Annotated in this window: 15 protein-coding genes; 12 read left to right on the top strand and 3 right to left on the bottom strand. The window is 71.5% G+C overall.

Translation table 11 applies throughout. The annotated features are described in order from the left end of the window. Window positions 1-40: 40 nt before the first annotated feature. From leuS to holA, 9 genes are all read left to right on the top strand, one after another. Window positions 41-2920: a leucine--tRNA ligase gene (gene leuS, locus ACFY0P_RS14135; RefSeq protein WP_388911383.1), complete on the top strand. Its 2880-nt coding sequence runs from the start codon at window positions 41-43 to the stop codon at window positions 2918-2920. Between the two features lie 151 nt (window positions 2921-3071). Beyond that, window positions 3072-3800 (top strand): hypothetical protein, encoded by a 729-nt coding sequence (locus ACFY0P_RS14130; protein ID WP_388911380.1) that lies wholly within the window; start codon window positions 3072-3074, stop codon window positions 3798-3800. Between the two features lie 72 nt (window positions 3801-3872). Beyond that, window positions 3873-4718 carry a DegV family protein gene (locus ACFY0P_RS14125; RefSeq protein WP_388911377.1) on the top strand — a complete coding sequence of 282 codons (846 nt, stop codon included), beginning with the start codon at window positions 3873-3875 and terminating at the stop codon, window positions 4716-4718. A gap of 131 nt (window positions 4719-4849) precedes the next feature. Next, on the top strand, window positions 4850-6025 hold the full coding sequence (locus tag ACFY0P_RS14120) for a helix-hairpin-helix domain-containing protein (RefSeq protein WP_388911374.1): 1176 nt from the start codon (window positions 4850-4852) through the stop codon (window positions 6023-6025). Further along, complete coding sequence (locus tag ACFY0P_RS14115; protein WP_388911371.1) at window positions 6022-8610, top strand: ComEC/Rec2 family competence protein; 2589 nt, start codon at window positions 6022-6024, stop codon at window positions 8608-8610. Before ACFY0P_RS14120 ends, ACFY0P_RS14115 begins: the two co-directional genes overlap by 4 nt. A gap of 13 nt (window positions 8611-8623) precedes the next feature. Next, window positions 8624-9481: an arylamine N-acetyltransferase gene (locus tag ACFY0P_RS14110; RefSeq protein ID WP_388911483.1), complete on the top strand. Its 858-nt coding sequence runs from the start codon at window positions 8624-8626 to the stop codon at window positions 9479-9481. Window positions 9482-9655: 174 nt separating this feature from the next. Continuing rightward, window positions 9656-10537, top strand: a complete 882-nt coding sequence (locus ACFY0P_RS14105) for a YceI family protein (protein WP_388911368.1) — start codon at window positions 9656-9658, stop codon at window positions 10535-10537. 61 nt (window positions 10538-10598) lie between these two features. Continuing rightward, on the top strand, window positions 10599-10844 hold the full coding sequence (locus ACFY0P_RS14100; protein WP_388911365.1) for a hypothetical protein: 246 nt from the start codon (window positions 10599-10601) through the stop codon (window positions 10842-10844). 70 nt (window positions 10845-10914) lie between these two features. After that, on the top strand, window positions 10915-11907 hold the full coding sequence (gene holA / locus ACFY0P_RS14095) for a DNA polymerase III subunit delta (protein ID WP_388911363.1): 993 nt from the start codon (window positions 10915-10917) through the stop codon (window positions 11905-11907). A 228-nt stretch (window positions 11908-12135) separates the two neighbouring features. On the opposite strand, the gene rpsT is transcribed toward holA, so the two are convergent. Beyond that, a complete protein-coding gene (gene rpsT / locus ACFY0P_RS14090) occupies window positions 12136-12402 on the bottom strand; it encodes a 30S ribosomal protein S20 (protein ID WP_089106790.1) in 267 nt (88 codons plus the stop codon). Window positions 12403-12623: 221 nt separating this feature from the next. On the opposite strand from rpsT, the gene lepA reads away from it, so the two are divergent. Together lepA and ACFY0P_RS14080 are read left to right on the top strand one after the other, a co-directional pair. Beyond that, a complete protein-coding gene (gene lepA / locus ACFY0P_RS14085; protein ID WP_388911360.1) occupies window positions 12624-14498 on the top strand; it encodes a translation elongation factor 4 in 1875 nt (624 codons plus the stop codon). A 273-nt stretch (window positions 14499-14771) separates the two neighbouring features. Then, window positions 14772-16646, top strand: coding sequence for an AMP-dependent synthetase/ligase (locus ACFY0P_RS14080; protein ID WP_388911357.1), 1875 nt, complete (start codon window positions 14772-14774; stop codon window positions 16644-16646). A gap of 69 nt (window positions 16647-16715) precedes the next feature. Here the strand turns inward: ACFY0P_RS14080 and ACFY0P_RS14075 are convergent, their stop codons facing one another. Continuing rightward, the gene (locus ACFY0P_RS14075) at window positions 16716-17279 is read right to left on the bottom strand and encodes a two-component system response regulator (protein ID WP_388911354.1); all 564 of its coding nucleotides are present in this window, start codon (window positions 17277-17279) and stop codon (window positions 16716-16718) included. Beyond that, entirely contained in the window at window positions 17276-21397 is a 4122-nt protein-coding gene (locus tag ACFY0P_RS14070) for a HAMP domain-containing protein (protein ID WP_388911351.1), read from the bottom strand. The genes ACFY0P_RS14075 and ACFY0P_RS14070 overlap by 4 nt, the downstream gene beginning before the upstream one ends. Window positions 21398-21499: 102 nt before the next feature. Here ACFY0P_RS14070 and ACFY0P_RS14065 point away from each other — a divergent pair, with 102 nt between their 5' ends. Beyond that, a complete protein-coding gene (locus ACFY0P_RS14065; RefSeq protein ID WP_388911348.1) occupies window positions 21500-23479 on the top strand; it encodes a SpoIIE family protein phosphatase in 1980 nt (659 codons plus the stop codon). Window positions 23480-23532: the final 53 nt, after the last annotated feature.

Genomic DNA, 23532 nt, shown 5'->3' with positions numbered 1-23532 from the left:
GCAGCCGCTGGCAGAGACGACCGATGGAGCTTTGAGGATCATGAGCGAGACGAACCCCGCTGCCGCCGCCACGTCGGCGGAGGCCGCGCCGCACCGCTACACGGCTGCCCTGGCGGCCGAGATCGAGGCACGCTGGCAGGACTTCTGGGACGCCGACGGCACCTACGCGGCGCCGAACCCCACGGGCGACCTGGCCGGCGACTCCGAGGTGGTCGCCAGGCCCAAGAAATTCATCATGGACATGTTCCCGTACCCGTCCGGTGCGGGCCTGCACGTCGGCCACCCCCTGGGCTACATCGCCACCGACGTCTTCGCCCGCTTCCAGCGGATGAACGGCCACAACGTCCTGCACACCCTGGGCTTCGACGCCTTCGGCCTGCCCGCCGAGCAGTACGCGGTGCAGACCGGCACGCACCCGCGCGTGTCCACCGAGGCCAACATCGAGAACATGAAGGTCCAGCTGCGCCGGCTGGGCCTGGGCCACGACAAGCGCCGGTCGTTCGCCACGATCGACCCGGACTACTACAAGTGGACCCAGTGGATCTTCCTGCAGATCTTCAACTCCTGGTACGACGACGAGGCGGACAAGGCCCGCCCGATCTCCGAGCTGATCGCCCAGTTCGAGTCCGGTGAACGTGCCGTACCGGGCCACACGCGCGCGTGGAACGAGCTGACCGCTGCCGAGCGCGGCGACGTCCTGGGCGAGTTCCGCCTGGCCTACGCCTCCGACGCGCCGGTCAACTGGTGCCCCGGCCTGGGCACCGTGCTGGCCAACGAGGAGGTCACCGCCGACGGCCGCTCCGAGCGCGGCAACTTCCCCGTCTTCAAGGCCAAGCTGCGCCAGTGGAACATGCGCATCACCGCCTACGCCGACCGGCTGCTGGACGATCTGAACGAGCTGGACTGGCCGGAGGCCATCAAGCTGCAGCAGCGCAACTGGATCGGCCGCAGCGAGGGCGCCCGCGTCGACTTCCCGATCGACGGCGAGAAGATCACCGTCTTCACGACGCGCCCGGACACCCTGTTCGGCGCGACCTACATGGTGCTGGCTCCCGAGCATCCGCTGGTCGACCGGTTCGTCCCGGCCGCCTGGCCCGAGGGCACCCACGACGTGTGGACCGGCGGCCACGCCACCCCCGCCGACGCCGTCGCCGCGTACCGCGCGCAGGCCGGCGCCAAGTCCGACGTCGAGCGGCAGGCCGAGGCCAAGGACAAGACCGGTGTGTTCACCGGCGCGTACGCGACCAACCCGGTCAACGGCGACAAGATCCCGGTGTTCATCGCCGACTACGTGCTGATGGGCTACGGCACCGGCGCGATCATGGCCGTACCGGCGGGCGACCAGCGCGACTTCGAGTTCGCGCGCGCCTTCGAGCTGCCCATCGTCTGCATCGTCGAGCCGACCGACGACCGCGGCACCGACACGTCGACGTGGGAGGACGCCTTCGGCTCGTACGACGCGAAGATCATCAACTCCTCCAACGACGACATCAGGCTGGACGGCCTGCCGGTCGCCGAGGCCAAGGCCCGGATCACCGAGTGGCTGGCCCGCAAGGGCATCGGCGAGGGCACCGTCAACTTCCGGCTGCGTGACTGGCTGTTCAGCCGTCAGCGCTACTGGGGCGAGCCCTTCCCGATCGTCTACGACGAGGACGGCGTCGCCCACGCGCTGCCCGACTCGATGCTGCCGCTGGAACTGCCGGAGGTCGACGACTACTCGCCGCGCACCTTCGACCCGGAGGACGCCGACACCCAGCCCGAGACGCCGCTGTCGCGCAACGAGGACTGGGTCAACGTCACCCTGGACCTGGGCGACGGACCGAAGAAGTACCGCCGCGAGACCAACACCATGCCCAACTGGGCCGGTTCCTGCTGGTACGAACTGCGCTACCTGGACCCGCACAACAGCGAGCAGCTGGTCGACCCGCAGATCGAGCAGTACTGGATGGGCCCGCGCGAGGGCATGCCGCACGGCGGTGTCGACCTGTACGTCGGCGGTGCCGAGCATGCCGTGCTGCACCTGCTGTACGCCCGTTTCTGGTCGAAGGTCCTGTACGACCTGGGGCACGTCTCGTCCGCCGAGCCGTTCCACAAGCTGTTCAACCAGGGCATGATCCAGGCCTACGTCTACCGCGACGGCCGCGGCTTCCCGGTGCCCGCCGCCGAGGTCGAGGAGCGGGACGGCGCCTATTACTACGGGGGCGAAAAGGTCACCCGCCTGCTGGGCAAGATGGGCAAGTCCCTGAAGAACGCGGTGACTCCGGACGAGATCTGTGCCGAGTACGGTGCCGACACCCTGCGCCTGTACGAGATGGCGATGGGCCCGCTGGACGTGTCCCGGCCGTGGGACACGCGCGCGGTGGTCGGCCAGTTCCGGCTGCTGCAGCGGCTGTGGCGCAACATCGTCGACGAGGCCACCGGCGAGGTCACCGTGACCGACGCCGAGGCGGACGAGGAGACGCTGCGCGCCCTGCACAAGGCGATCGACGGCGTCCGCCAGGACCTGGAGGGGCTGCGCTTCAACACGGCCATCGCCAAGGTCACCGAGCTGAACAACCACCTGACGAAGGCGGGTGGCGCGGTGCCGCGTCCGGTCGCCGAGCCGCTGGTGCTGATGATCGCACCGCTGGCCCCGCACATCGCCGAGGAGCTGTGGCGCAAGCTGGGCCACACCGACTCGGTCGTGCACCGGGACTTCCCGGTCGCCGACCCGAACTACGTCGTCGACGAGACCGTGACCTGCGTCGTGCAGATCAAGGGCAAGGTCAAGGCCCGCCTGGAGGTGCCGCCGGCCATCTCCGAGGAGGAACTGGAGAAGGTGGCGCTGGCCGACGAGACGGTCGTGAAGGCGCTGGGCGGCGCCGGGATCCGCAAGGTGATCGTGCGCGCGCCGAAGCTGGTGAACATCGTCACGGCGTGACACCGCCGGCCGTCTCCGGGTGGTCCCCTACGGGCAGGTTCGGGGTTTTTCCGGAACTCCGGGCCTGCCCTTTGCGTTTACCGTTGAGGGGCACGGCCACCCACGCCGTGCCCGGAAACGGCCGGGATGGTGGGCAGCGAGGAGGAGCACCGTGGAAGCAGTGATCGCCGTATTCGCCGTGCTCTTCCTGCTCTTCGTCGCCGGTGGGGCGTACGTCACCTTCAAGGCGGTCGGCGCGGCAAAGCGTGGCGTGGACCGCACGATCACCCAGGCCCGGCGCACCGTCGAGGAGCACACGCTGCGCGCCAGGTCCATGGTCCAGATCGGCCCGGCGGGCGAGATCGCCCAGCTCCGGCTCGCCCTGCGCACCTCGATGCGGGCCACCCAGGACGCGTTGCACGCGGGCGTCGCCGAGGACGAGTCGCTGAAGGAGTCCCTCGGCCTCTTCCAGCGCCTCAGCGCGCACGGGCAGGAACTGGACGGCGAACTCAGGCGCCTGGAGGCCGAACCGGACCGGGCCACGCTCGCCACCCGCCTGCCCGAGCTGCGCCGCCGCACCGAGCGCATCACCGAGTCCGCGGACGCGCTGCGCTGGGCGGCCCGCGACCGGGCCCGCCGCTTCGCGGCCGACGATCTGGACACCTTGAGCACCCAGATCGGCGTCGAGGCGGACGCCCTGCGGCACTGGACCCGGCCGGAGCCGGGCGTACAGACCCCGCCGTGGCCCGAGGCCGCCGCCGGCCCCGACGACCGTCAGACCTGGCCCGGACAACCCCGGTCCGCCGCGGCGGACGAGCCGGTCCAGCCCGCGATCACCCCGCTCGGCCGGCCTCGCGCCTACCCGTGGCAGAAGAAGCCCCGGCCGGAGAGCACCACTTGACAGGGCCGGTCCCGGTCCGGGCCGCCGGGGGCGGGCTGCCGCGCCCGGGCTACGCCAGGTAACCTCCAGCTCATGTCCCGCCATGTCGCGATCGTCACCGATTCAACGGCCTACCTGCCGCCGCGGACGGTGGAGCGCCACGGCATCACCGCGGTGCCCCTGACCGTGGTCCTCGGCGACCGCGCGCTCGAAGAGGGCACCGAGATCTCGACCCGTTCACTGGCCCAGGCTTTGCAGAAGCGGCGCCCCGTCACCACCTCCCGGCCCAGCCCGGAGGTGTTCGCCGAGACCTACCGCAGGGTAGCCGGGTCCGGGGCCACCGGAATCGTCTCGCTCCACCTGTCCGCCGAACTGTCGGGCACCTACGACGCGGCGGTCGTCGCCGCCCGCGAGGCACCCGTCCCGGTGCGGGTGGTGGACACCGGGATGGTCGCGATGGCCCTCGGTTTCTGCGCGGTCGCGGCGGCCGAGGCGGCCGAGGCGGGCGGCACCGTCGACGAGGCCGTCACGGCGGCGGAGAAGCGGGCCGCCGGCACCTCCGCGTACTTCTACGTCGACACCCTCGACTATCTGCGCCGCGGCGGCCGCATCGGAGCCGCCCAGGCCCTGCTCGGCTCGGCGCTCGCCGTGAAGCCACTGCTCCAGCTGGACGGCGGCCGGATCGAGCTCCTGGAGAAGGTACGGACGGCGTCCCGGGCCATCGCCCGCCTCGAGGAGCTCACCGCCGAGCGCGCGGGCGGCGCCGAGGTGGACATCGCCGTCCACCATCTCGCCGCGCCCGACCGGGCCTCGGCCCTCGCCGACCGGCTGCGGGCGCGGGTGCCCGGGCTGGCCGACCTGCATGTGAGCGAGGTCGGCGCGGTCATCGGCGCGCACACCGGACCGGGGCTGCTCGGGGCTGTCGTCTCGCTGCGGTGACCCGGGGATCCGAGGGCTCGCGCCTCGGCACGATCACTCGTGCGGGTGGCGAAGTTGTCCACAACCCCGCGGCGGTCCACGGAAACTGAGCAAGATCATCGCGGATCGGCGGGAAGCCCGATCCTCGTCGCATGGCACTTCGATCACGCTCACACGAGACACCCGCGACCAGTGGCCCCGGCCGGGGCCCCACCTCCGACGGCCGCACCCGGCACCGGCGTTCCCCGGTCCGGGCCCGTGTCCGCCACCGCCCCGCCCCGGCGGACGAACTGCGCCGCCGGGCGGAACTCCTCTTCGGCGAACGGGCCGTCGCCAGGCCCGTGCCGGGACAAGGACCGCCCGGCGCGGAGACGGTGTCCGGCACCGGCGCGGCGACCGGACTGACTGCGGCCACGACCGCGGTGCGCACGGCCACGACCGCGGTGCGCACGGCCACGGCCGGGGTGCGCACCGCCGCGGCGGCGCTGTCCACGGCGGCGGCCGTGGTGTCGTCGGCCCGTGCGCTGGCCGGTGAGGCCACGGCGCGCCGCGAGCCGCCGCTGCCCGGGCTGCGGTCCCGGGTCGGGCTCGCGGTACGGGAGCGGATGCCGGTGTGGCTCCAGACGCGCTGCGGGCTGGAGCGCCGCGGTGCGGTCGCCCTCGGGATGGTCCTCGTCGTGGCCGCGGCGCTGGCCGTGCAGCACTTCTGGACCGGGCGGTCAGAGTCCGTGAGTGCACCGGAGGTGGTGCGCGCGCAGGCGCCGTACGAGAAGAACGCGGAGCAGGCCCCGGCCGCCGGAGCCGACGCCGGTACCGCCGCGACGACCGGTGCGATCGACGGGCCCGCCGGGTCCGGCGGGAGCGGTGGCTTCGGTGGAACCGGCAGGCCCGGTGGGGAGATTGTGGTGGATGTCACCGGGAAGGTTCGTGACCCGGGGGTCCACACGCTGCCTGCCGGTTCCCGGGTGACCGACGCGCTGCGGGCGGCGGGCGGGGTGCGGCCCGGTACGGACACCGACGGACTCAACCGCGCCCGCTTCCTGACGGACGGCGAACAGATCGTCGTCGGGGGCCCCGCCCCGCCGGCCGCCCCGGGGCAGGCCGTGGGCGGTGCCGCGACGGGAGCGGGCCCGGCCGCCCCGGTCTCCCTGAACACCGCGACCCTCGAGCAGCTCGACGCCCTGCCCGGAGTCGGCCCGGTGCTGGCCCAGCACATCCTCGACTTCCGCACCCAGCACGGCGGTTTCCGTTCGGTGGACGAACTCCGTCAGGTCAGGGGGATCGGCGACCGCCGCTATTCCGACCTGCGGGATCTGGTACGGGCATGAGGCGCGGGATCGACGACGCCGGCCCGGGATCGGCGGCCCCGGCCCCCGTGGCCGCACGCCGGGCCGTGCCCGAAGAGTCGGGGCAGCGGTCCGGCACCGCGCACACCCGGCAGGACGCGCAGGCCGACCTGCGGCTGGTGCCGCCCGCGCTGACCGTCTGGGCGACGGCGGCGTCGGCGCTCGACGCGCCACCGGGGTGGACGGCCGCGATCGCCGTCGCCTGTCTGGTCGCCGGGGTGATCCTGCTGCGGCTCGGCCGGACGCGTCCCCGGCCCGGGACGGCGGCCGGCGGCGTCGGGTCCGCCCGGCCGGCCTGGCGGCGGGCCTCGGCCGGTGCGCTGCTCCTGTGCGTCGCCGGGGCGGCCGCCTCCGCGGGGCTGCACGGGGCGGACGTACGCCGCGGACCGGTTCCCGGGCTGGCCCGCGACTACGCCACGGTGACCGCCGAGGTGGAGCTCACGGGTGACCCCTGGGCCGCCAGACCGCGCGTGCGGGGGGACCACGCCACTCCGGCCGCCGTGTTGGTGCGCGCCGAGGTGCGGCGGGTGGACAGGAGCGACGGGACCGCGGTGACGACGCGTTCACCGGTGCTGGTGGCCGTGGACACGGGGGTGCCGGCGCCCGGTGGCGGCGGCCGGGCCCGGTGGCTCGGGCTGCTGCCCTCCACTCGGCTGCGGGTGAGCGGGCGGCTGGCCCCGGCCACGGCCGGCGGGGACCGGGTCGCGGCGATGCTGCGGGTACGGGAGCGCCCCGAGCCGGTGGTGGTGGGGGAGCCGAGCGGGCCGCAGCGGCTGGCCGGACGGTTGCGGGCCGGGTTGCGGGAGGCGACCGACGGGCTGCCCGAGGACGCGCGGGCGCTGCTGCCCGGACTGGTCGTCGGGGACACCTCGCGGATCACCCCGGAGCTGGACGAGGCCTTCGAGGCGACGGACCTCGCGCACACGCTCGCGGTGTCGGGCAGCAACCTCACCATCCTGCTCGCCCTGCTCATCGGACCGCCGGGACTGGCCCAGCAGACCGAGCGGCGGGGGCTCGCCCCGCGCCTCGGGCTGTCGCTGCGGGCGACCGCGCTGTTCGCGTCGGCGCTCACGCTCGCCTTCGTCGTCGTGTGCCGGCCGGACCCCAGCGTGCTGCGGGCCGCGGCCTGCGGCGCGGTCGCCCTGCTCGCCCTGGCCACCGGCCGCCGCAGGTCCCTGGTCCCGGCCCTGGCTACGGCGGTTCTGCTGCTGGTGCTGTACGACCCGTGGCTGGCCCGCAGTTACGGCTTCGTGCTGTCGGTGCTGGCCACCGGTTCGCTGCTGTTGCTGGCGCCCGGGTGGAGCGAGGCGCTGCGGCGGCGCGGGGTGCCGGAGCGGCTGGCCGAGGGGCTGGCGGCGGCCGCGGCCGCGCAGGCGGTGTGCGGGCCGGTGGTCGCGGTGCTGTCGGCGCGGGTGAGTCTGGTGGCGGTGCCCTGCAACCTGCTGGCGGAGATCGCGGTCGCACCGGCCACGATCCTGGGCTTCGGGGCGCTCGCGGCGGCTCCGGTCGCGATGCCGGTGGCCAAGGTGCTGGCGTGGTGCGCGGGTTGGCCGGCCGGGTGGATCGCGGGAATCGCCCGGACCGGGGCCGGGCTGCCGGGTGCGGGCGTGGACTGGCCCGGGAGCTGGGCGGGGGCGCTGCTGCTGGCCGCGGTGACGGTGGTCGTCGTACTGCTGGGGCGGCGGTTGCTGCGGCATCCGTGGTGGTGCGGGGTGCTGGGGGTGCTGCTCGTGCTGCTGGTGGTACGGCCGGCGCCGCTGACCCGGGTGGTCACGGGCTGGCCGCCGCCCGGCTGGCGGCTCGCGATGTGCGACGTCGGGCAGGGTGACGCGACCGTGCTCGCGGCGGGCGCCGGCACGGGAGTGGTCGTGGACGCGGGGCCCGATCCGGGACTGGTCGACCACTGCCTGCGGGAACTCGGCATCACCCGGATCCCGCTCGTCGTCCTCACCCACTTCCACGCGGACCACGTCGCGGGACTGCCCGGGGTGCTGCGCGGCCGTGAGGTGGCGCAGATCGAGACGACCGGATTCGAGGAGCCCGCGGACCAGGCCGAGTTCGTCAGAAGGGAGGCCGCCGAGCACCGGGTCCCGGTCACGCGGGCGGTCGCCGGGGAGCGGCGCAGGACCGGGCCGCTGGACTGGCGGGTGCTGTGGCCGCCGCCGGACCCGGCACCGCAACCGGACGGACCGAACGACGCCAGTGTCGCGCTGCTGGTCCGCTCGGCCGGACTGCGGATGCTGCTGCTCGGGGACCTCGAACCCCCGGCCCAGCAGGAGCTGCTGAGATCACCGGCCGCCGCCGGGCTGGGCCACGTGGACGTGCTGAAGGTGGCTCACCACGGGTCCGCGTACCAGGATCCGCAGCTGCTGCGGTGGGTGGCGCCACGGGTCGCGCTCATCTCCTGCGGGGCGGACAACCCGTACGGGCATCCGGCACCGGGCACGGTGGCCGAGCTGCGGGCCGTGGGGGCGGTGGTGCTGCGGACGGACCGGGACGGGGCGCTGGCCGTGACCGGTGATGGCACAGGCGGGGAGGCGGGGGAGCTGCGCGTGGCGCGAGACTGAGGGCATGAACTCGGTGAACCCCGCCCAGATCGACGCCTACCTCGGCCGGCTCGGAGCCGCCCGCCCGGCCCGGCCCACCGCCGACGCCCTGCGCGAGCTGCACCTGCTGCACCTGCGGACCGTGCCCTTCGAGAACCTGTCGATCCACCTCGGCGAGGAGATCTCGCTGGCCGAGGAGCGGCTGCTGGAGAAGGTGGTGGGCGCGGGCAGGGGCGGGTTCTGCTACGAACTCAACGGCGCCTTCTCGGTGTTGCTGACGGCGCTCGGTTTCGAGGTGACACCGCTGGCGGGGCGGGTGTACGGGGCCGAGGGGCGGCTCGGGATCCCGTACGACCATCTCGCGCTGCGGGTGCGGACGGCGGACGGCGGCGAGTGGCTCGCCGACGTGGGATTCGGGGCGCACAGCCACTACCCGTTGGCGTTCGCGGAGCGGGGCGAGCAGGCCGATCCCGGCGGGACGTTCCGGATCGCGGAGGCCGGGCCGGACGCGGCGGGGGCGAGGGGCGGGGGCGGGGGCGGGGGCCGCGCGGTGGGTGGAGACCTGGACGTGCTGCGCGACGGGCAGCCGCAGTACCGGCTGGACGTCCGGCCGCGGGTGCTCGGGGACTTCACGGCCGGGGCGTGGTGGCACAGCACCTCGCCGTCGTCGCACTTCACCCGGTCGCTGGTCTGCTCCCGGCTCACTGGGGACGGCGGGTGGATCACGCTGAGCGGGCGGACGTTGACGGAGACGGCGGCTGACGGGGCGCGTGGGGTACGGGAGTTGGAGCGCGACGAGGAGGTGCTGGGGGTCTACCGGGAGCGGTTCGGGATCGAGCTGGACTGTGTGCCGGCTGTGCGAAATCCGGGGAAAGTCAACCGGAATGGCTAATTCGGGTGTCATGGGAGAACGTGTTTCTACTGGCGCGTAGCGTGCAACTCGTGGGTAGTTCCGGCGCATGCGCTTGATTCCCACGATGTGGGCCCGTGTTGCCTCGAAAGCCGCATCGGTGATCGAATGTCTCTTCGGCAACGGACGGTGGCGAGGCGTACAGGGGTGGCGAGGATGTTCGGCCGCTTGATGGGAAACCGAACGAACCGGGTGCAGCGGACGAGCCCCCTCGCGGCGGTGCAGACTCCGCCCGACGCCGGGGTCCTGAGCTGCCGCGTGCTCGACCCGGTCAACGAACCGGTGACGAACGCCGAGTTCGCGGTCAGCGACACCATGGGGCGCACGGTGGTCAGCGGGGGTACGGATCCCTACGGGTCGTTCGTGACGACCGTGCCGGCCGGGGAGTACCGGCTGGCCGTGTCCGCCGAGGGATTCGCGCCGTACCGGGCCACCGCACAGGTCGGCGAGAACTGCCTCGCCTCGCTCGGTGACGTGACCCTCCAGGTCGCCCAGCCGCCGGAGCTGCCGGCACCGGGGGACTGGGAGATCGAGCCCACGCATTCCTCGATCGGCTTCACCGCCCGGCACATCGGACTGGCCCGGATCCACGGACGGTTCAACTCGTTCGCGGGTGCGGTGCGGATCGACGAACAGATGGAGCGGTCCGCGATGCACGTCGTGATCGACGCCGCGACCATCGACACGGGTGTCCGGATGCGCGACGACCATCTGCGCTCGGCGGACTTCCTGGACGTGCAGCGGTTTCCGACGCTGGAGTTCTACAGCGACCGGTTCGTGCACAAGGGCGGCACCAGGTGGGGCATCACCGGGGCGCTGTCCCTGCACGGCGTGACGCGCACGGTCACCCTCGACACGGAGTACCTCGGGCTCGGCAACGGCATGGAGGGCGAGGTACGCGCCGCCTGCCGGGCCACCACCGAACTCCACCGCGACGACTTCACCGTGAGCTGGCAGACGATGCTGGCACGCGGGATCGCGGTGGTCGGGCCGAGCATCCGCGTCGACCTGGACGTGCAGATCGTCCCGAAGGGCTGAGCCGGCCGCTGCGGCCCGTTGTGGCTCGTCGCGGTGTCCGGCGGTGCCCGAGAATGGGGCCGTGAGCGACGTGAGACATGTGCTGGTGCTGCCGGACCGGGACGCGGCGGAGGAGGCTTCCCAGGCCCTCGCGGAGCGGTTCGGGGTCGACGAGGAGCCGCGGCTGGTCCGGGACGCGCTGGCGGGGGAGGACGACGCCGAGGACGCGCAGTGGCTGGTGCTGCTGAGGGACGAACAGGGTCGGCTGGACCCGGCGGAGCTGGACGAGTTCGCGGGGGAGTGGGAGGGCTGGCGGGAGGAGCCGTAGGAGCGGGTGGCCCGGGGCGGGGCGGGCGCGGCCGGGCCCGTTGTCAGTGGGCCGTGGGATGCTTGGCGCGATGGCCAAGAAGACTGCTGATGACGATCCGCTCGCCCCGCTGACGCTGGCCGTGGGGCAGGAGGAGCTGCTGCTCGACCGTGCCGTGCAGCAGGTGGTGGCCGCTGCCCGGGCCGCCGACGCCGACACGGACGTACGGGACCTGAACCCCGACCAGCTGCAGCCCGGCACGCTCGCCGAGCTGACCAGTCCGTCGCTCTTCGCGGAGCGCAAGGTCGTGGTCGTACGCAACGCGCAGGACCTGTCCGCCGACACGGTCAAGGACGTGAAGGCGTACCTCGGGGCGCCCGCCGAGGAGATCACCCTCGTGCTGCTGCACGCCGGCGGGGTCAAGGGCAAGGCACTGCTCGACGCGGCCCGCAAGGCGGGGGCGCGGGAGGTCGCCTGCCCGAAGATGACCAAGCCGGCGGACCGGCTCGCGTTCGTACGCAGCGAGTTCCGGGCGCTCGGGCGGTCCGCCACGCCCGAGGCCTGCCAGGCGCTCGTCGACGCCATCGGCAGCGATCTGCGGGAGCTGGCGTCGGCCGTGACCCAGCTCGCCGCGGACGTCGAGGGCACCATCGACGAGGCCGTCGTCGGGCGGTACTACACCGGGCGGGCCGAGGCGTCGAGCTTCACCGTGGCCGACCGGGCCGTGGAGGGGCGTACCGCGGAGGCGCTGGAGGCACTGCGCTGGTCGCTGGCGACCGGCGTCGCCCCGGTGATGATCACGAGCGCGCTCGCGCAGGGCGTCCGGGCCATCGGGAAGCTCGCGGGGGCTCGGGGCGGGCAGCGGCCCGCCGATCTCGCGCGGGAGCTCGGGATGCCCCCGTGGAAGATCGACCGGGTGCGGCAGCAGATGCGCGGGTGGACGCCGGACGGGGTCGCGGTGGCGCTGCGGGCCGTCGCCGAGGCGGACGCGGGCGTGAAAGGCGGCGGCGACGACCCCGAGTACGCCCTGGAGAAGGCCGTCGTGACGATCGCGCGGGCGGCGCGGTCACGAGGCCGGGGATAACGGGTAGGGCCGGGGCCGGCAGCCAGGAGAGTGGCGCAGGAGGCGCGCCCGGGTATGCCGAAAGCCCCGGCGTCCGCCCTGGGGAAGGGCGAGATGCCGGGGCCTTCGGTTCAGGCTGTTCGATCGACGCCCGCGTGGCGAACGCAGGCCGCGCGTCGATCCTCGGGTGCCGGTCGGGGGCGGATGAGAGAGGGCCCGCCCGGGTCCTTCCGGCGTCAAATCAAGAGGTCAGCCCTTGAGGGAAGCGACCTTGGAAGCAAGCGCCGACTTCTTGTTGGCGGCCTGGTTCTTGTGGATGACGCCCTTCGAGACGGCCTTGTCGAGCGCACGCGCGGCAGCGCGCTGCAGCTCGGTGGCCTTCTCCACGTCACCCGCGGCAGCGGCCTCACGGGCCTTGCGGACCGCGGTCTTCAGGGAGGACTTGACGGCCTTGTTGCGCAGCCGAGCCTTCTCGTTGGTCTTGATCCGCTTGATCTGGGACTTGATGTTCGCCACGAATGAGCCTTTTCAGGTTCTGGTACGGGGCCGCGAAGGTCGCGTACCGATGATTTCTTGAAGACGTGCCTCGCGCTGAGAGGGCATGAGACACAGCTGCCCACACTACCAGCGGGCAGGAGAATGGCCCAAACCGGTCCCCGGTCCCTCTCCATGGGACCATGGAGACTACGTATCGATCCGACCCGAGGCATAAGGCGCCTCAAGAGACAGGACCCTGCGTGCCCGCGACCCCTAACAATGTGCCCGAGCCGAGCCGTACCGACCCGGCTCTGATCCGCAATTTCTGCATCATCGCGCACATCGACCACGGCAAGTCCACGCTCGCCGACCGGATGCTCCAGCTGACCGGTGTGGTCGAGCAGCGGCAGATGCGTGCTCAGTACCTCGACCGGATGGACATCGAGCGCGAGCGCGGCATCACGATCAAGTCCCAGGCGGTGCGTCTGCCCTGGGCCCCGACCGAGGGCCCGGACCAGGGCAGTACGCACATCCTCAACATGATCGACACCCCGGGGCACGTCGACTTCACCTACGAGGTCTCGCGGTCGCTGGCGGCCTGCGAGGGGACCGTCCTCCTCGTCGACGCCGCCCAGGGCATCGAGGCGCAGACCCTCGCCAACCTCTACCTGGCGATGGAGAACGACCTCACGATCATCCCCGTGCTCAACAAGATCGACCTGCCGGCCGCGCAGCCGGAGAAGTTCGCCGAGGAACTGGCGAACCTGGTCGGCTGCGACCCGGACGACGTGCTGCGGGTCTCCGCCAAGACCGGCCTCGGCGTGGACGCCCTGCTGAACAAGGTCGTCCAGGAGATCCCGGCACCGGTCGGTGTCGCCGACGCGCCCGCCCGCGCCATGATCTTCGACTCGGTCTACGACTCCTACCGCGGTGTCGTGACCTACGTCCGTGTCATCGACGGCCAGCTCAACAAGCGTGAGCGGATCAAGATGATGTCGACGGGCGCCACCCACGAACTGCTGGAGATCGGCACCAACTCGCCGGAGATGCTGTCCGCCGACGGACTCGGCGTCGGCGAGGTGGGTTATCTGATCACGGGTGTGAAGGACGTCCGGCAGTCCAAGGTCGGTGACACCGTCACCAGCCAGACCAAGGGCGCCACCGAGGCCCTCGGCGGGTACAAGGACCCGAAGCCGATGGTCTTCTCCGGTCTGTATCCGCTGGACGGCTCCGACTACCCCGAGCTGCGCGAGGCCCTCGACAAGCTCCAGCTCAACGACGCCGCGCTCGTCTACGAGCCGGAGACCTCCGCCGCGCTCGGCTTCGGTTTCCGTGTCGGTTTCCTCGGCCTGCTGCACCTGGACGTGATCCGGGAGCGGCTGGAGCGCGAGTTCGGACTCGACCTGATCGCCACCGCGCCGAACGTGGTCTACCGCGTGGTCATGGAGGACGGGACCGAGTACACGGTCACCAACCCGAGCGAATTCCCCGAGGGGAAGATCAACGAGGTGTACGAGCCCGTCGTACGGGCCACGATCCTCGCGCCGACCGAGTTCATCGGCTCGATCATGGAGCTGTGCCAGACCCGGCGCGGCACCCTGCTCGGGATGGACTACCTGTCCGAGGACCGGGTCGAGATCCGGTACACGCTGCCCCTCGCGGAGATCGTCTTCGACTTCTTCGACCAGCTGAAGTCGAAGACCCGCGGTTACGCTTCGCTGGACTACGAGCCCACCGGCGAGCAGACCTCCAGCCTGGTCAAGGTCGACATCCTGCTGCACGGCGACAAGGTCGACGCGTTCTCGGCGATCACCCACAAGGACGCGGCCTACGCCTACGGTGTGCGGCTCGTCGCCAAGCTGCGCGAGCTCATTCCGCGGCAGGCCTTCGAGGTGCCCATCCAGGCCGCCATCGGCTCCCGGGTCATCGCCCGCGAGACCATCCGCGCCATCCGCAAGGACGTCCTCGCCAAGTGCTACGGCGGTGACATCTCCCGTAAGCGGAAGCTGCTGGAGAAGCAGAAGGAAGGCAAGAAGCGGATGAAGATGGTGGGTTCCGTGGAGGTTCCGCAGGAGGCCTTCATCGCGGTGCTCTCCAGCGATGACAGCGCGGGATCGGCCAAGAGCAAGAAGTAACCGCGGGTAACAATTGGTCGCGGCCGCAAATCGGGTACAACGGGGGTTCGCCGTACGAAAGTGCGGCGGACCCCTACGCGTGCGTAGCGTCGCTCTGCGTGGGCCATGCGGCGAAACAGACAGGCCGATGCCCCTTACGCACAGGCCGGTCGCGGCTTACTCTGATCCCTGCTTGATAGTTACTCGCGAGTTAAACAACCAGCGCGAACCCCACCGTGAGTCAACCCCAGCCGCACTGAGCCAGCCGCACCGTCGCGGGCCCCGGAGGATGTCGTGACCGACACACAGACACTGATCGAGAACCGACCGCCGTCCGTGGCGGCCCTCTTCCTGGATCGCGTGGCGGCCACACCGGACGCCGAGGCCTACCGCTACCCGGTGCCCGCGGCCTCCGGTCAGGGCCCGGACGACTGGAAGTCGCTCAGCTGGGCGCAGGCCGCCGAGCGGGTCCACGCGATCGCGGCCGGTCTCATCGAACTCGGCATCGAGCCCGAGCAGCGGGTCGCCCTCGCCGCCTCCACCCGTGTCGAGTGGATCCTCGCCGACCTCGGCATCCTGTGCGCCGGCGCGGCCACCACGACCGTCTACCCGCAGACCAACGCCGAGGAGTCGGCGTTCATCCTCTCCGACTCCGAGAGCCGGGTGCTGATCGCGGAGGACGCGGCACAGGTCGCCAAGGCCGTCGAGAAGCGCGCCGAACTGCCCGAGCTCACCCAGGTCGTCGTCATCGACCCGGCCGGCGTCGAGACCTCCGACTGGGTCATCACCCTCGCCGAGCTGGAGCAGCGCGGCGCCAAGTACCTGGAGAAGCACCCCGAGCTCATCAAGGAGCGGGTCGGCGCGATCACCAAGGACCAGCTCGCCACCCTCATCTACACCTCCGGCACCACCGGCCGCCCCAAGGGCGTGCGGCTGCCGCAGGACAACTGGTCGTACATGGCGAAGGCGATCGCCGCGACCGGGCTGATCAGCGGCGAGGACGTGCAGTACCTGTGGCTGCCGCTCGCCCACGTCTTCGGCAAGGTGCTGACCTCCGGCCAGATCGAGGTCGGTCACGTCACCGCCGTCGACGGCCGCGTCGACAAGATCATCGAGAACCTGCCGGTCGTGCAGCCGACGTACATGGCCGCCGTGCCGCGCATCTTCGAGAAGGTCTACAACGGCGTGGCCGCGAAGGCCCGCGCGGGCGGCGCCGCCAAGTACAAGATCTTCCAGTGGGCGGCCGACGTCGCCCGCGAGTACGCCAAGGTCACCCAGGACAACTTCCGCCGCACCGGAGCCGCGACCGTGCCCTTCGGGCTCGCCGCCAAGCACAAGGTCGCCGACGGCCTCGTCTACTCCAAGCTGCGCGAGGCCTTCGGCGGGCGGCTGCGGGCCTGCGTCTCCGGGTCGGCGGCGCTGGCGCCCGAGATCGGCTACTTCTTCGCCGGCGCCGGCGTGCACATCCTGGAGGGCTACGGCCTCACCGAGTCCTCCGCCGCGTCCTTCGTGAACCCCGGCGAGGCCTACCGCACCGGTACGGTCGGCAAGCCGCTGCCCGGCTGCGAGGTGCGGATCGCCGACGACGGGGAGATCCTGCTCCGCGGCCCCGGCATCATGCAGGGCTACCACGGGCTGCCCGAGAAGACGGCGGAGGTGCTGGAGGCCGACGGCTGGTTCCACACCGGTGACATCGGCGAGCTGTCTCCCGACGGCTATCTGCGGATCACCGACCGCAAGAAGGACCTCATCAAGACGTCCGGCGGCAAGTACATCGCCCCCGCCGAGGTCGAGGGACAGTTCAAGGCGGTCTGCCCCTACGTCTCCAACATCCTCGTGCACGGCGCCGACCGGAACTTCTGCACCGCCCTGATCGCCCTCGACGAGGCCGCGATCCTGGACTGGGCCAAGGAGAACGGCCTGGAGGGGAAGTCCTACGCCGAGGTGGTGGCCGCGCCGGCGACCGTCGAGATGGTCGACGGGTACGTCAAGCAGCTCAACGAGGGGCTGCAGCGGTGGCAGACCATCAAGAAGTTCCGGCTGCTGCCCCGGGACCTCGACGTGGAGCACGGGGAGATCACGCCGAGCCTGAAGCTGAAGAGGCCGGTCGTGGAGCGGGAGTACAAGCACCTCATCGACGAGATGTACGCGGGGACGCGCGAAGCGTAGGAGGTGGCGGGGGACTGCCGGCGGCTGCGGCTTCGTCGTGGCCGGTCGCGCAGTTCCCCCGCGCCCCTTTCAGCAGGACCGCTCAGCCCTGCTGATCAGTCGCCGTAGTTCCCTGGCTTCCTCCCTCAGCGTTGCCAGGTCGACGAGTTCTTCTGACAACAGGTCTTCCATGGCTGTCAGCCGCTTGCTCAACTCGCTGAAATCAGCCTGTTCCCGTGCCAGCAGCACCCGCAGTTGCTGGTTCTTCCGGTGCAGTTCCAGGAACACGTTGACCTTCGCCCGCAGCACCCACGGGTCGAACGGTTTCGTCAGGTAGTCCGCCGCGCCCGTGGCGTAGCCGCGGAACGTGTACCCCGCGTCCTCGTCCGCTCCTGTCAGGAAGATGATCGGGACGTCTTTCGTCTGGTCGAGGCGTTTGATGTTCGCGGCTGTCTCGAAGCCGTCCATGCCCGGCATGCGGATGTCGAGGAGGACGACGGCGAAGCGGCGGCGGAGCAGGGCCTTCATCGCCTCCTCGCCGGAGCGGGCCCGGACGATCGGCTCGTTCAGCGACCCCAGAACGGCTTCCAGCGCGATCAGGTTGTCCTCCATGTCGTCGACCAGGAGGATGCCGGCACGGTCGTCAGCGGTCATTGCTCCGTCCGTTCGTCGTCGGCGGTCTCGCCGTCCTGCGTGCTGTCGGGGTCCAGGAGTGCGCAGACGACGGTGAGCAGCCGGTCGACGTCCACCGGTTTGGGTACGTGGTCGTTGGCGCCGCGTGCGATGGACTTCTCCCGGTCGCCCGGCATCGCCTTCGCGGTGAGGGCGACGATCGGCAGGCCGGTCCAGCGGGGGGCGCGGCGGATGGCCGCGATGGTCTCGTGGCCGTCCATCTCCGGCATCATGATGTCCATCAGGACGAGTTCGACGTCGGGGTTGCGTTCGAGGGTCTCGATGCCCTCCCGGCCGTTCTCCGCGTACAGCACCGGCATGCCGACGCGGCCGAGGACGTGGGTGAGGGCGAAGACGTTGCGGATGTCGTCGTCGATGATCAGGACGCGGCGGCCGGGGAGTACGCGGCCCGCGCGGCCCGTCTGCCATGCCTCCAGCCGGGTCGGGGCCGGCCAGGAGTCGTCGGGGTCGGGGGCGGCGGCCGGTGCCGGGCCGAGGGCCGGTGCGGCGTGGTTCTGCGGGGCCGGCCCGGGTGCCGTGTGACCGGGGCTGACGACCGGGACGTACAGGGTGAACGTCGAGCCCGTGCCCGGTTCGCTCTCGGCGACGATCCGGCCGCCCAGCAGGCCGGCGATCTCCCGGCTGATGGAGAGGCCGAGTCCGGTGCCGCCGTACTTGCGGTTCGTGGTGCCGTCGGCCTGCTGGAACGCCTCGAAGATGACCGGGAGTTTCTCGGCGGCGATTCCGATGCCGGTGTCCGACACCTCGAAGGCGATCACCTCGTCGCCGTCGTGGACGTAGCGGTGCTCGGGGTCCTTCATCCGGCGCACCCGCAGCTCCACGCGGCCCTTGGCGGTGAACTTGATCGCGTTGGAGAGCAGGTTGCGCAGGATCTGCTGGAGGCGTTGTTCGTCGGAGTACATCTCGCGCGGCACGTCCTCGCCGACGGTCACCTCGAAGGCCAGGCCCCGGTCCAGGGTCAGCGGGCGGAAGGTCGCGTGGACGTAGTCGAGGAGTTTGATCAGGGGGAGGCGTTTGGGGCGTACGTCCATCCGGCCGGCCTCGATCTTCGACAGGTCCAGGATGTCGTTGATGAGCTGCAGCAGGTCCGAGCCGGAGCGGTGGATCGTCGTCGCGAACTGGACCTCCTGGTCGGAGAGACGGCCGTCCGGGTTGTCGGACAGCAGTCGGGCCAGAATCAGCAGAGAGTTCAGCGGAGTGCGCAGTTCGTGGGACATGTTCGCCAAGAACTCCGACTTGTACTGGGAAGAGGTCGCCAGGAGGGCGGCTTTCTCCTCCAGTTCCGCGTTCGAGCGCTGTAGTTCCGCCTGTTGTTTCTGAAGTTCGTCCGAGCGTTCCTGGAGCTGCATCGCCAGCCGTTGTGACTCGCCGAGCAGGGACTCCGTGCGGGAATTGGCGATGATCGTGTTGATGGCCACGCCGATGGTGTTGACGAACTGGTCGAAGAACGCGAGGTGGACGTCGGAGAAGCGGGAGAAGGAGGCCAGTTCGATGATGCCGAGGAGTTTGTCCTCGAAGAGGATCGGGATGATGACGATCGTGGTGGGCGCGGCTTCGCCGAGACCGCTGTTGATCTTGATGTAGTCGGGCGGGGTCTCCTCGACGAGGATCCGCTTCTTCTCGCGGGCCGCCTGGCGTACCAGGCCGTGCACCGGGAGGCCGCCGGTCTCGACCGTCGCGCCCTGGGCGGAGCCATAGCCGGCGATGAACGCGAGGCCCTTGGGCGGTACGGCCGTGCGCACGGCGGCGCCGTCCTCGTCGGGGTCGGCGAGGTAGAACGCGCCGTACTGGGCGTTCACGAGCGGGGTCAGCTCGCGCAGGATGAGGTCGGCGACCTCCATCAGGTCCCGGTGGCCCTGCATGAGGGCGGCGAGGCGGGCCAGGTTGGACTCCAGCCAGTCCTTCGCGCGGGTCGTCTCGCGCAGGTTGGCCACCATCAGGTTGATGTTGTCCTTGAGTTCGGCGACCTCGCCGCGGGTCTCGACCGTGATCGAGCGGGACATGTCGCCCTGGGCCACGGCCGAGGCGACCTCGGCGATCGCGCGGACCTGGGTGGTGAGGTTGAGCGCGAGTTCGTTCACGTTGGTCGTCAGGCGCTTCCAGGTGCCGTACACGCCCTCCACCCGGGCCTGGCCGCCCAGCCGGCCGTCGGAGCCCACCTCGCGGGCCACCCGTGTCACCTCGGAGGAGAACGAGGACAGGGTGTCGACCATCGTGTTGATGGTGGTCTTCAGTTCGAGGATCTCGCCGCGGGCGTCCACGTCGATCTTCCGCGACAGGTCGCCCTGGGCGACGGCGGTCGCCACCTGGGCGATGTTGCGGACCTGTGAGGTCAGGTTGTCGGCCATGTAGTTGACGTTGTCGGTGAGGTCCCGCCAGACCCCGGAGACGCCGAGCACCTGGGCGCGGCCGCCCAGCCGGCCGTCGGTGCCGACCTCGCGGGCGACACGGGTCACCTCGTCGGCGAAGGCCCGCAGTTGTTCCACCATCGTGTTGACGGTGTCCTTGAGTTCGAGGATCTCGCCGCGCGCGTCGACGGTGATCTTCTTGGAAAGGTCGCCGTTGGCGACGGCCGTCGTCACCTGGGCGATGTTGCGGACCTGGGAGGTCAGGTTGAGCGCCATGAAGTTGACGTTGTCCGTCAGCTCTTTCCACACCCCCGAGACGCCGCGAACCTGCGCCTGACCGCCGAGGTTTCCTTCGGTGCCGACTTCGCGGGCCACGCGTGTGACTTCGTCGGCGAACGCGGAGAGCTGGTCGACCATCGTGTTGATCGTCGATTTCAGTTCGAGGATCTCGCCTTTCGCCTCCACCGTGATCTTCTTGCCGAGGTCGCCCTGGGCGACGGCGGTGGAGACGAGCGCGATGTTGCGGACCTGGGACGTCAGGTTGTCGGCCATGAAGTTGACGTTGTCCGTCAGGTCCTTCCAGACCCCGGAGACGCCGCGAACCTGCGCCCGGCCGCCGAGGTTTCCTTCGGTGCCGACTTCGCGGGCCACGCGTGTGACTTCGTCGGCGAACGCGGAGAGCTGGTCGACCATCGTGTTGATCGTCGATTTCAGTTCGAGGATCTCGCCCTGCGCGTCGACCATGATCTTCTGCGAGAGGTCGCCGTTGGCGACGGCCGTCGTCACCTGGGCGATGTTGCGGACCTGGGAGGTCAGGTTCGACGCCATGAAGTTGACGTTGTCGGTGAGGTCTTTCCAGACGCCGGAGACCCCTCGCACCTGGGCGCGGCCGCCCAGCCGGCCCTCCGTGCCGACCTCGCGGGCCACGCGTGTGACCTCGTCGGCGAACGCGGACAGCTGGTCGACCATGGTGTTCACGGTGAGCTTCAGCTCCAGCAGCTCACCGGTCGCCTCGACGGTCACCGTGCGGGTCAGGTCGCCGCGCGCCACCGCCGTCGTCACCAGGGCGATGTCACGGACCTGCGCGGTCAGCCGGGACGCCATGGTGTTGACGGCCTCGGTGACGTCCCGCCAGCTGCCCGACAGCCCCTGCACCTTGGCCCGGCCGCCGAGCCGCCCCTCGGTGCCGACCTCGCGCGCGACCCGGGTCACCTCGCCGGTGAACAGGGACAGCTGGTCGACCATCGTGTTCACCGCGCGGGCCAGCCTGCGCAGATCGCCGCGGAGTTGCCGGCTGCCGTCGTGCAGATCGACCCGCTGGGTCAGGTCGCCGCCGGCCACCGCGTCGAGCACGCGCGTGGCGTTCGCCGCGGGCGCGACCAGGGCGTCGAGGACCTGGTTGACGTCGTTGACGCGTGACGTCCAGGCGCCCTGCCCGGGGCTCGCCGACAGCCGTTCGTCCAGGCGGCCGTGGCGCACCAGCTCGCGTTTCACGCGTCGTACGTCGGTGTTGAAGTGAATGCCGCGGTCCATGATCTGGTTGAAGACCGCGGTGAGTTCGGCGACGATCCCCTCCCCGCCGGCCCCGTCGATCCCGGTCTCCGGGACTTTCGTGAAGTCGCCGTCACGGGCGGCGGTCATCGCGGCGAGCAGAGGGCGCAGTGCGGATGCTCGGAGTTGTTCCGGTTTCTGTCCGTCTTCGAGCACACGCGTAGCACTGTTCTCACTCATGGCGGCCCACTTCGGTAACTCGGTGCTTATGGGCGCAGTCAGTCTGTCACTCTGTCCGCATCGATCGGGATGTATTCGTCCGAACTGCTCGGGGAGCTGGACATGGGGGCCATACCCACGCAACGGGAGACCGTCTCCCGGGTCCGTGAGGTGCCTGCGCACGACGCGGCGCCCGCGCACGACACCGCGGGCCCGCGTGCGCAGGGGAGCGCGAGTCTGCCCGGAAGCCCCCTCGCGCCCGGTTCCGCCCGCTCCCTGGTGCGCGCCTCCTTCGACGAGTGGACCGAGTGCGGGCTCCTCTGCCCCGAGCAGCGGCGGGTCGCCGAGGACGCCCTGGTCGTCGTCAGCGAACTCGTGACCAACGCCGTCGTCCACGCCGGCACGGACGTGGAGGTCGACTGGTGGCTGGAGGGGCGGGAGGAGACGGCGTTCGTCGTCGAGGTCACCGACCGCCATCCCTCCCGTGCGCCCCGCGACCACCCGGGCGAGACGCCGTACGAGACGCCGGAGTTCGGGCGCGGGCTGCGCCTGGTCGCCTCGCTCGCCGAGTCCTGGGGGGTGACGTACCGCACCGGCGCCAAGTCGGTGTGGGCGCGGCTGACCGGCCGCGGCGGCACGCTCCTCGACGAGCGGCAGCTGAAGGTCGCCGAGATCCTCGCTCCCGAGCCGCCCTCGCACGCGCCCTCGCACCCGAACGCGGCCGCGGCGGAGCGCGGCGGCTGCTCCCACCGCCCCGAGCGCGACCGGGACTGGCTCAACCGGGGTGCGTTGTCCTTCCTCGCCGAGGCCTCCGACCTGCTCGCCGGCCAGCTCGACGAGAACCTGGTGGCCGCGCTCACCGGCCAGCTGATCGTGCCCCGGCTCGCCGACTGGTGCGCGGTGTGGCTGGAGGACGAGGCGACCGTGCGCGGCGGCGGGTGGGGCGACAACGGCGGTGCGGGCGGTGCGGGTGGTGCGGGCGGCCCGCGGCTGGCCCGGGTCTGGCACGGCAGCGAGAACCGCATCGAGGAACTGCGCCAGGCCCTGGAGAAGGACCCGCCGTGCCCGAGGAGCGGCTTACGGTCCGGGCCCGAGCCGTATCCCTGGCCCGGCGGGGCGCTCGGCCCGCAGGGCACCCGAGGCTCGGCGCTCGCCTACCGGCTGATCGCGGGCGGCCGCCCGCTCGGCACGCTCGTCATCGGCCGCTCCGGACCGGACGGCATCCCCGACGAGATCACCGGCCTCGTGGAGGACTTCGGCCGCCGGGTCGCCCTCGCCATCGGCGCGGCCCGCCAGTACGCCCGCCAGGCCACCATCAGCGCCGTCCTGCAGCGCGGGCTGCTGCCCGGCGCGGTGGCCGAGATCCCGGGCGTGCGCAGCGCGCTCGTCTACGAGCCCTGCGACAAGGGCGGCCCCAGCGGCGACTTCTACGACCTCTTCCCGGCCGGCGACGGCCGCTGGTGCTTCGCCGTCGGAGACGTCCAGGGCAAGGGCCCCGAGGCCGCCGTCGTCATCGGCCTCGCCCGGCCCTGGCTGCGGCTCCTCGCCCGCGAGGGCTACCGGGTCGCCGACGTCCTCGACCGCCTCAACCAGCTCCTCCTCGACGACGCCACCGAGGCCGCCGACGCCGCCGCCCGCGCCCTGGTCGCCGCCGGCGGCCGTGCCCTGCCGCCCGGCGACGGCCCGCAGACCCGGTTCCTCTCCCTCCTGTACGGCGAACTCACCCCCCTCGACGACGGCGGCATCCGCTGCACCCTCGCCTCCGCCGGGCACCCGTTGCCGCTGCTCCTCGGCCCCGACGGCGAGGTCCGCACCGCCGCCCGCCCGCAGACGCTGCTCGGGGTCGTCGAGGACGAGACGTACACCAGCGAGACCATCGAGCTCGCGCCCGGCGACAGCCTGCTGTGCGTGACCGACGGGGTCACCGAGCGGCGCTCCGGCAGCCGCCAGTTCGACGACGGCGACGGGCTCGCGCGGGCGCTGTCCGGCTGCGCGGGGCTGAACGCCGACCTGATCGCCGAACGCATCAGACGGCTCGTCCACGAGTTCGGCGGCGGACAGCCGGAGGACGACCTGGCGCTGCTCGTCCTCCAGGCGGAGTGACCGAGGCCGTTCAAGAAAACGGTACGGAAATCGGTATGGAAACCGGTACGGGA

This window comes from Streptomyces sp. NPDC001714 (genome assembly GCF_042892755.1).
GTDB lineage: Bacteria > Actinomycetota > Actinomycetes > Streptomycetales > Streptomycetaceae > Streptomyces.
This window is presented reverse-complemented; position numbering and strand designations above follow the sequence as displayed.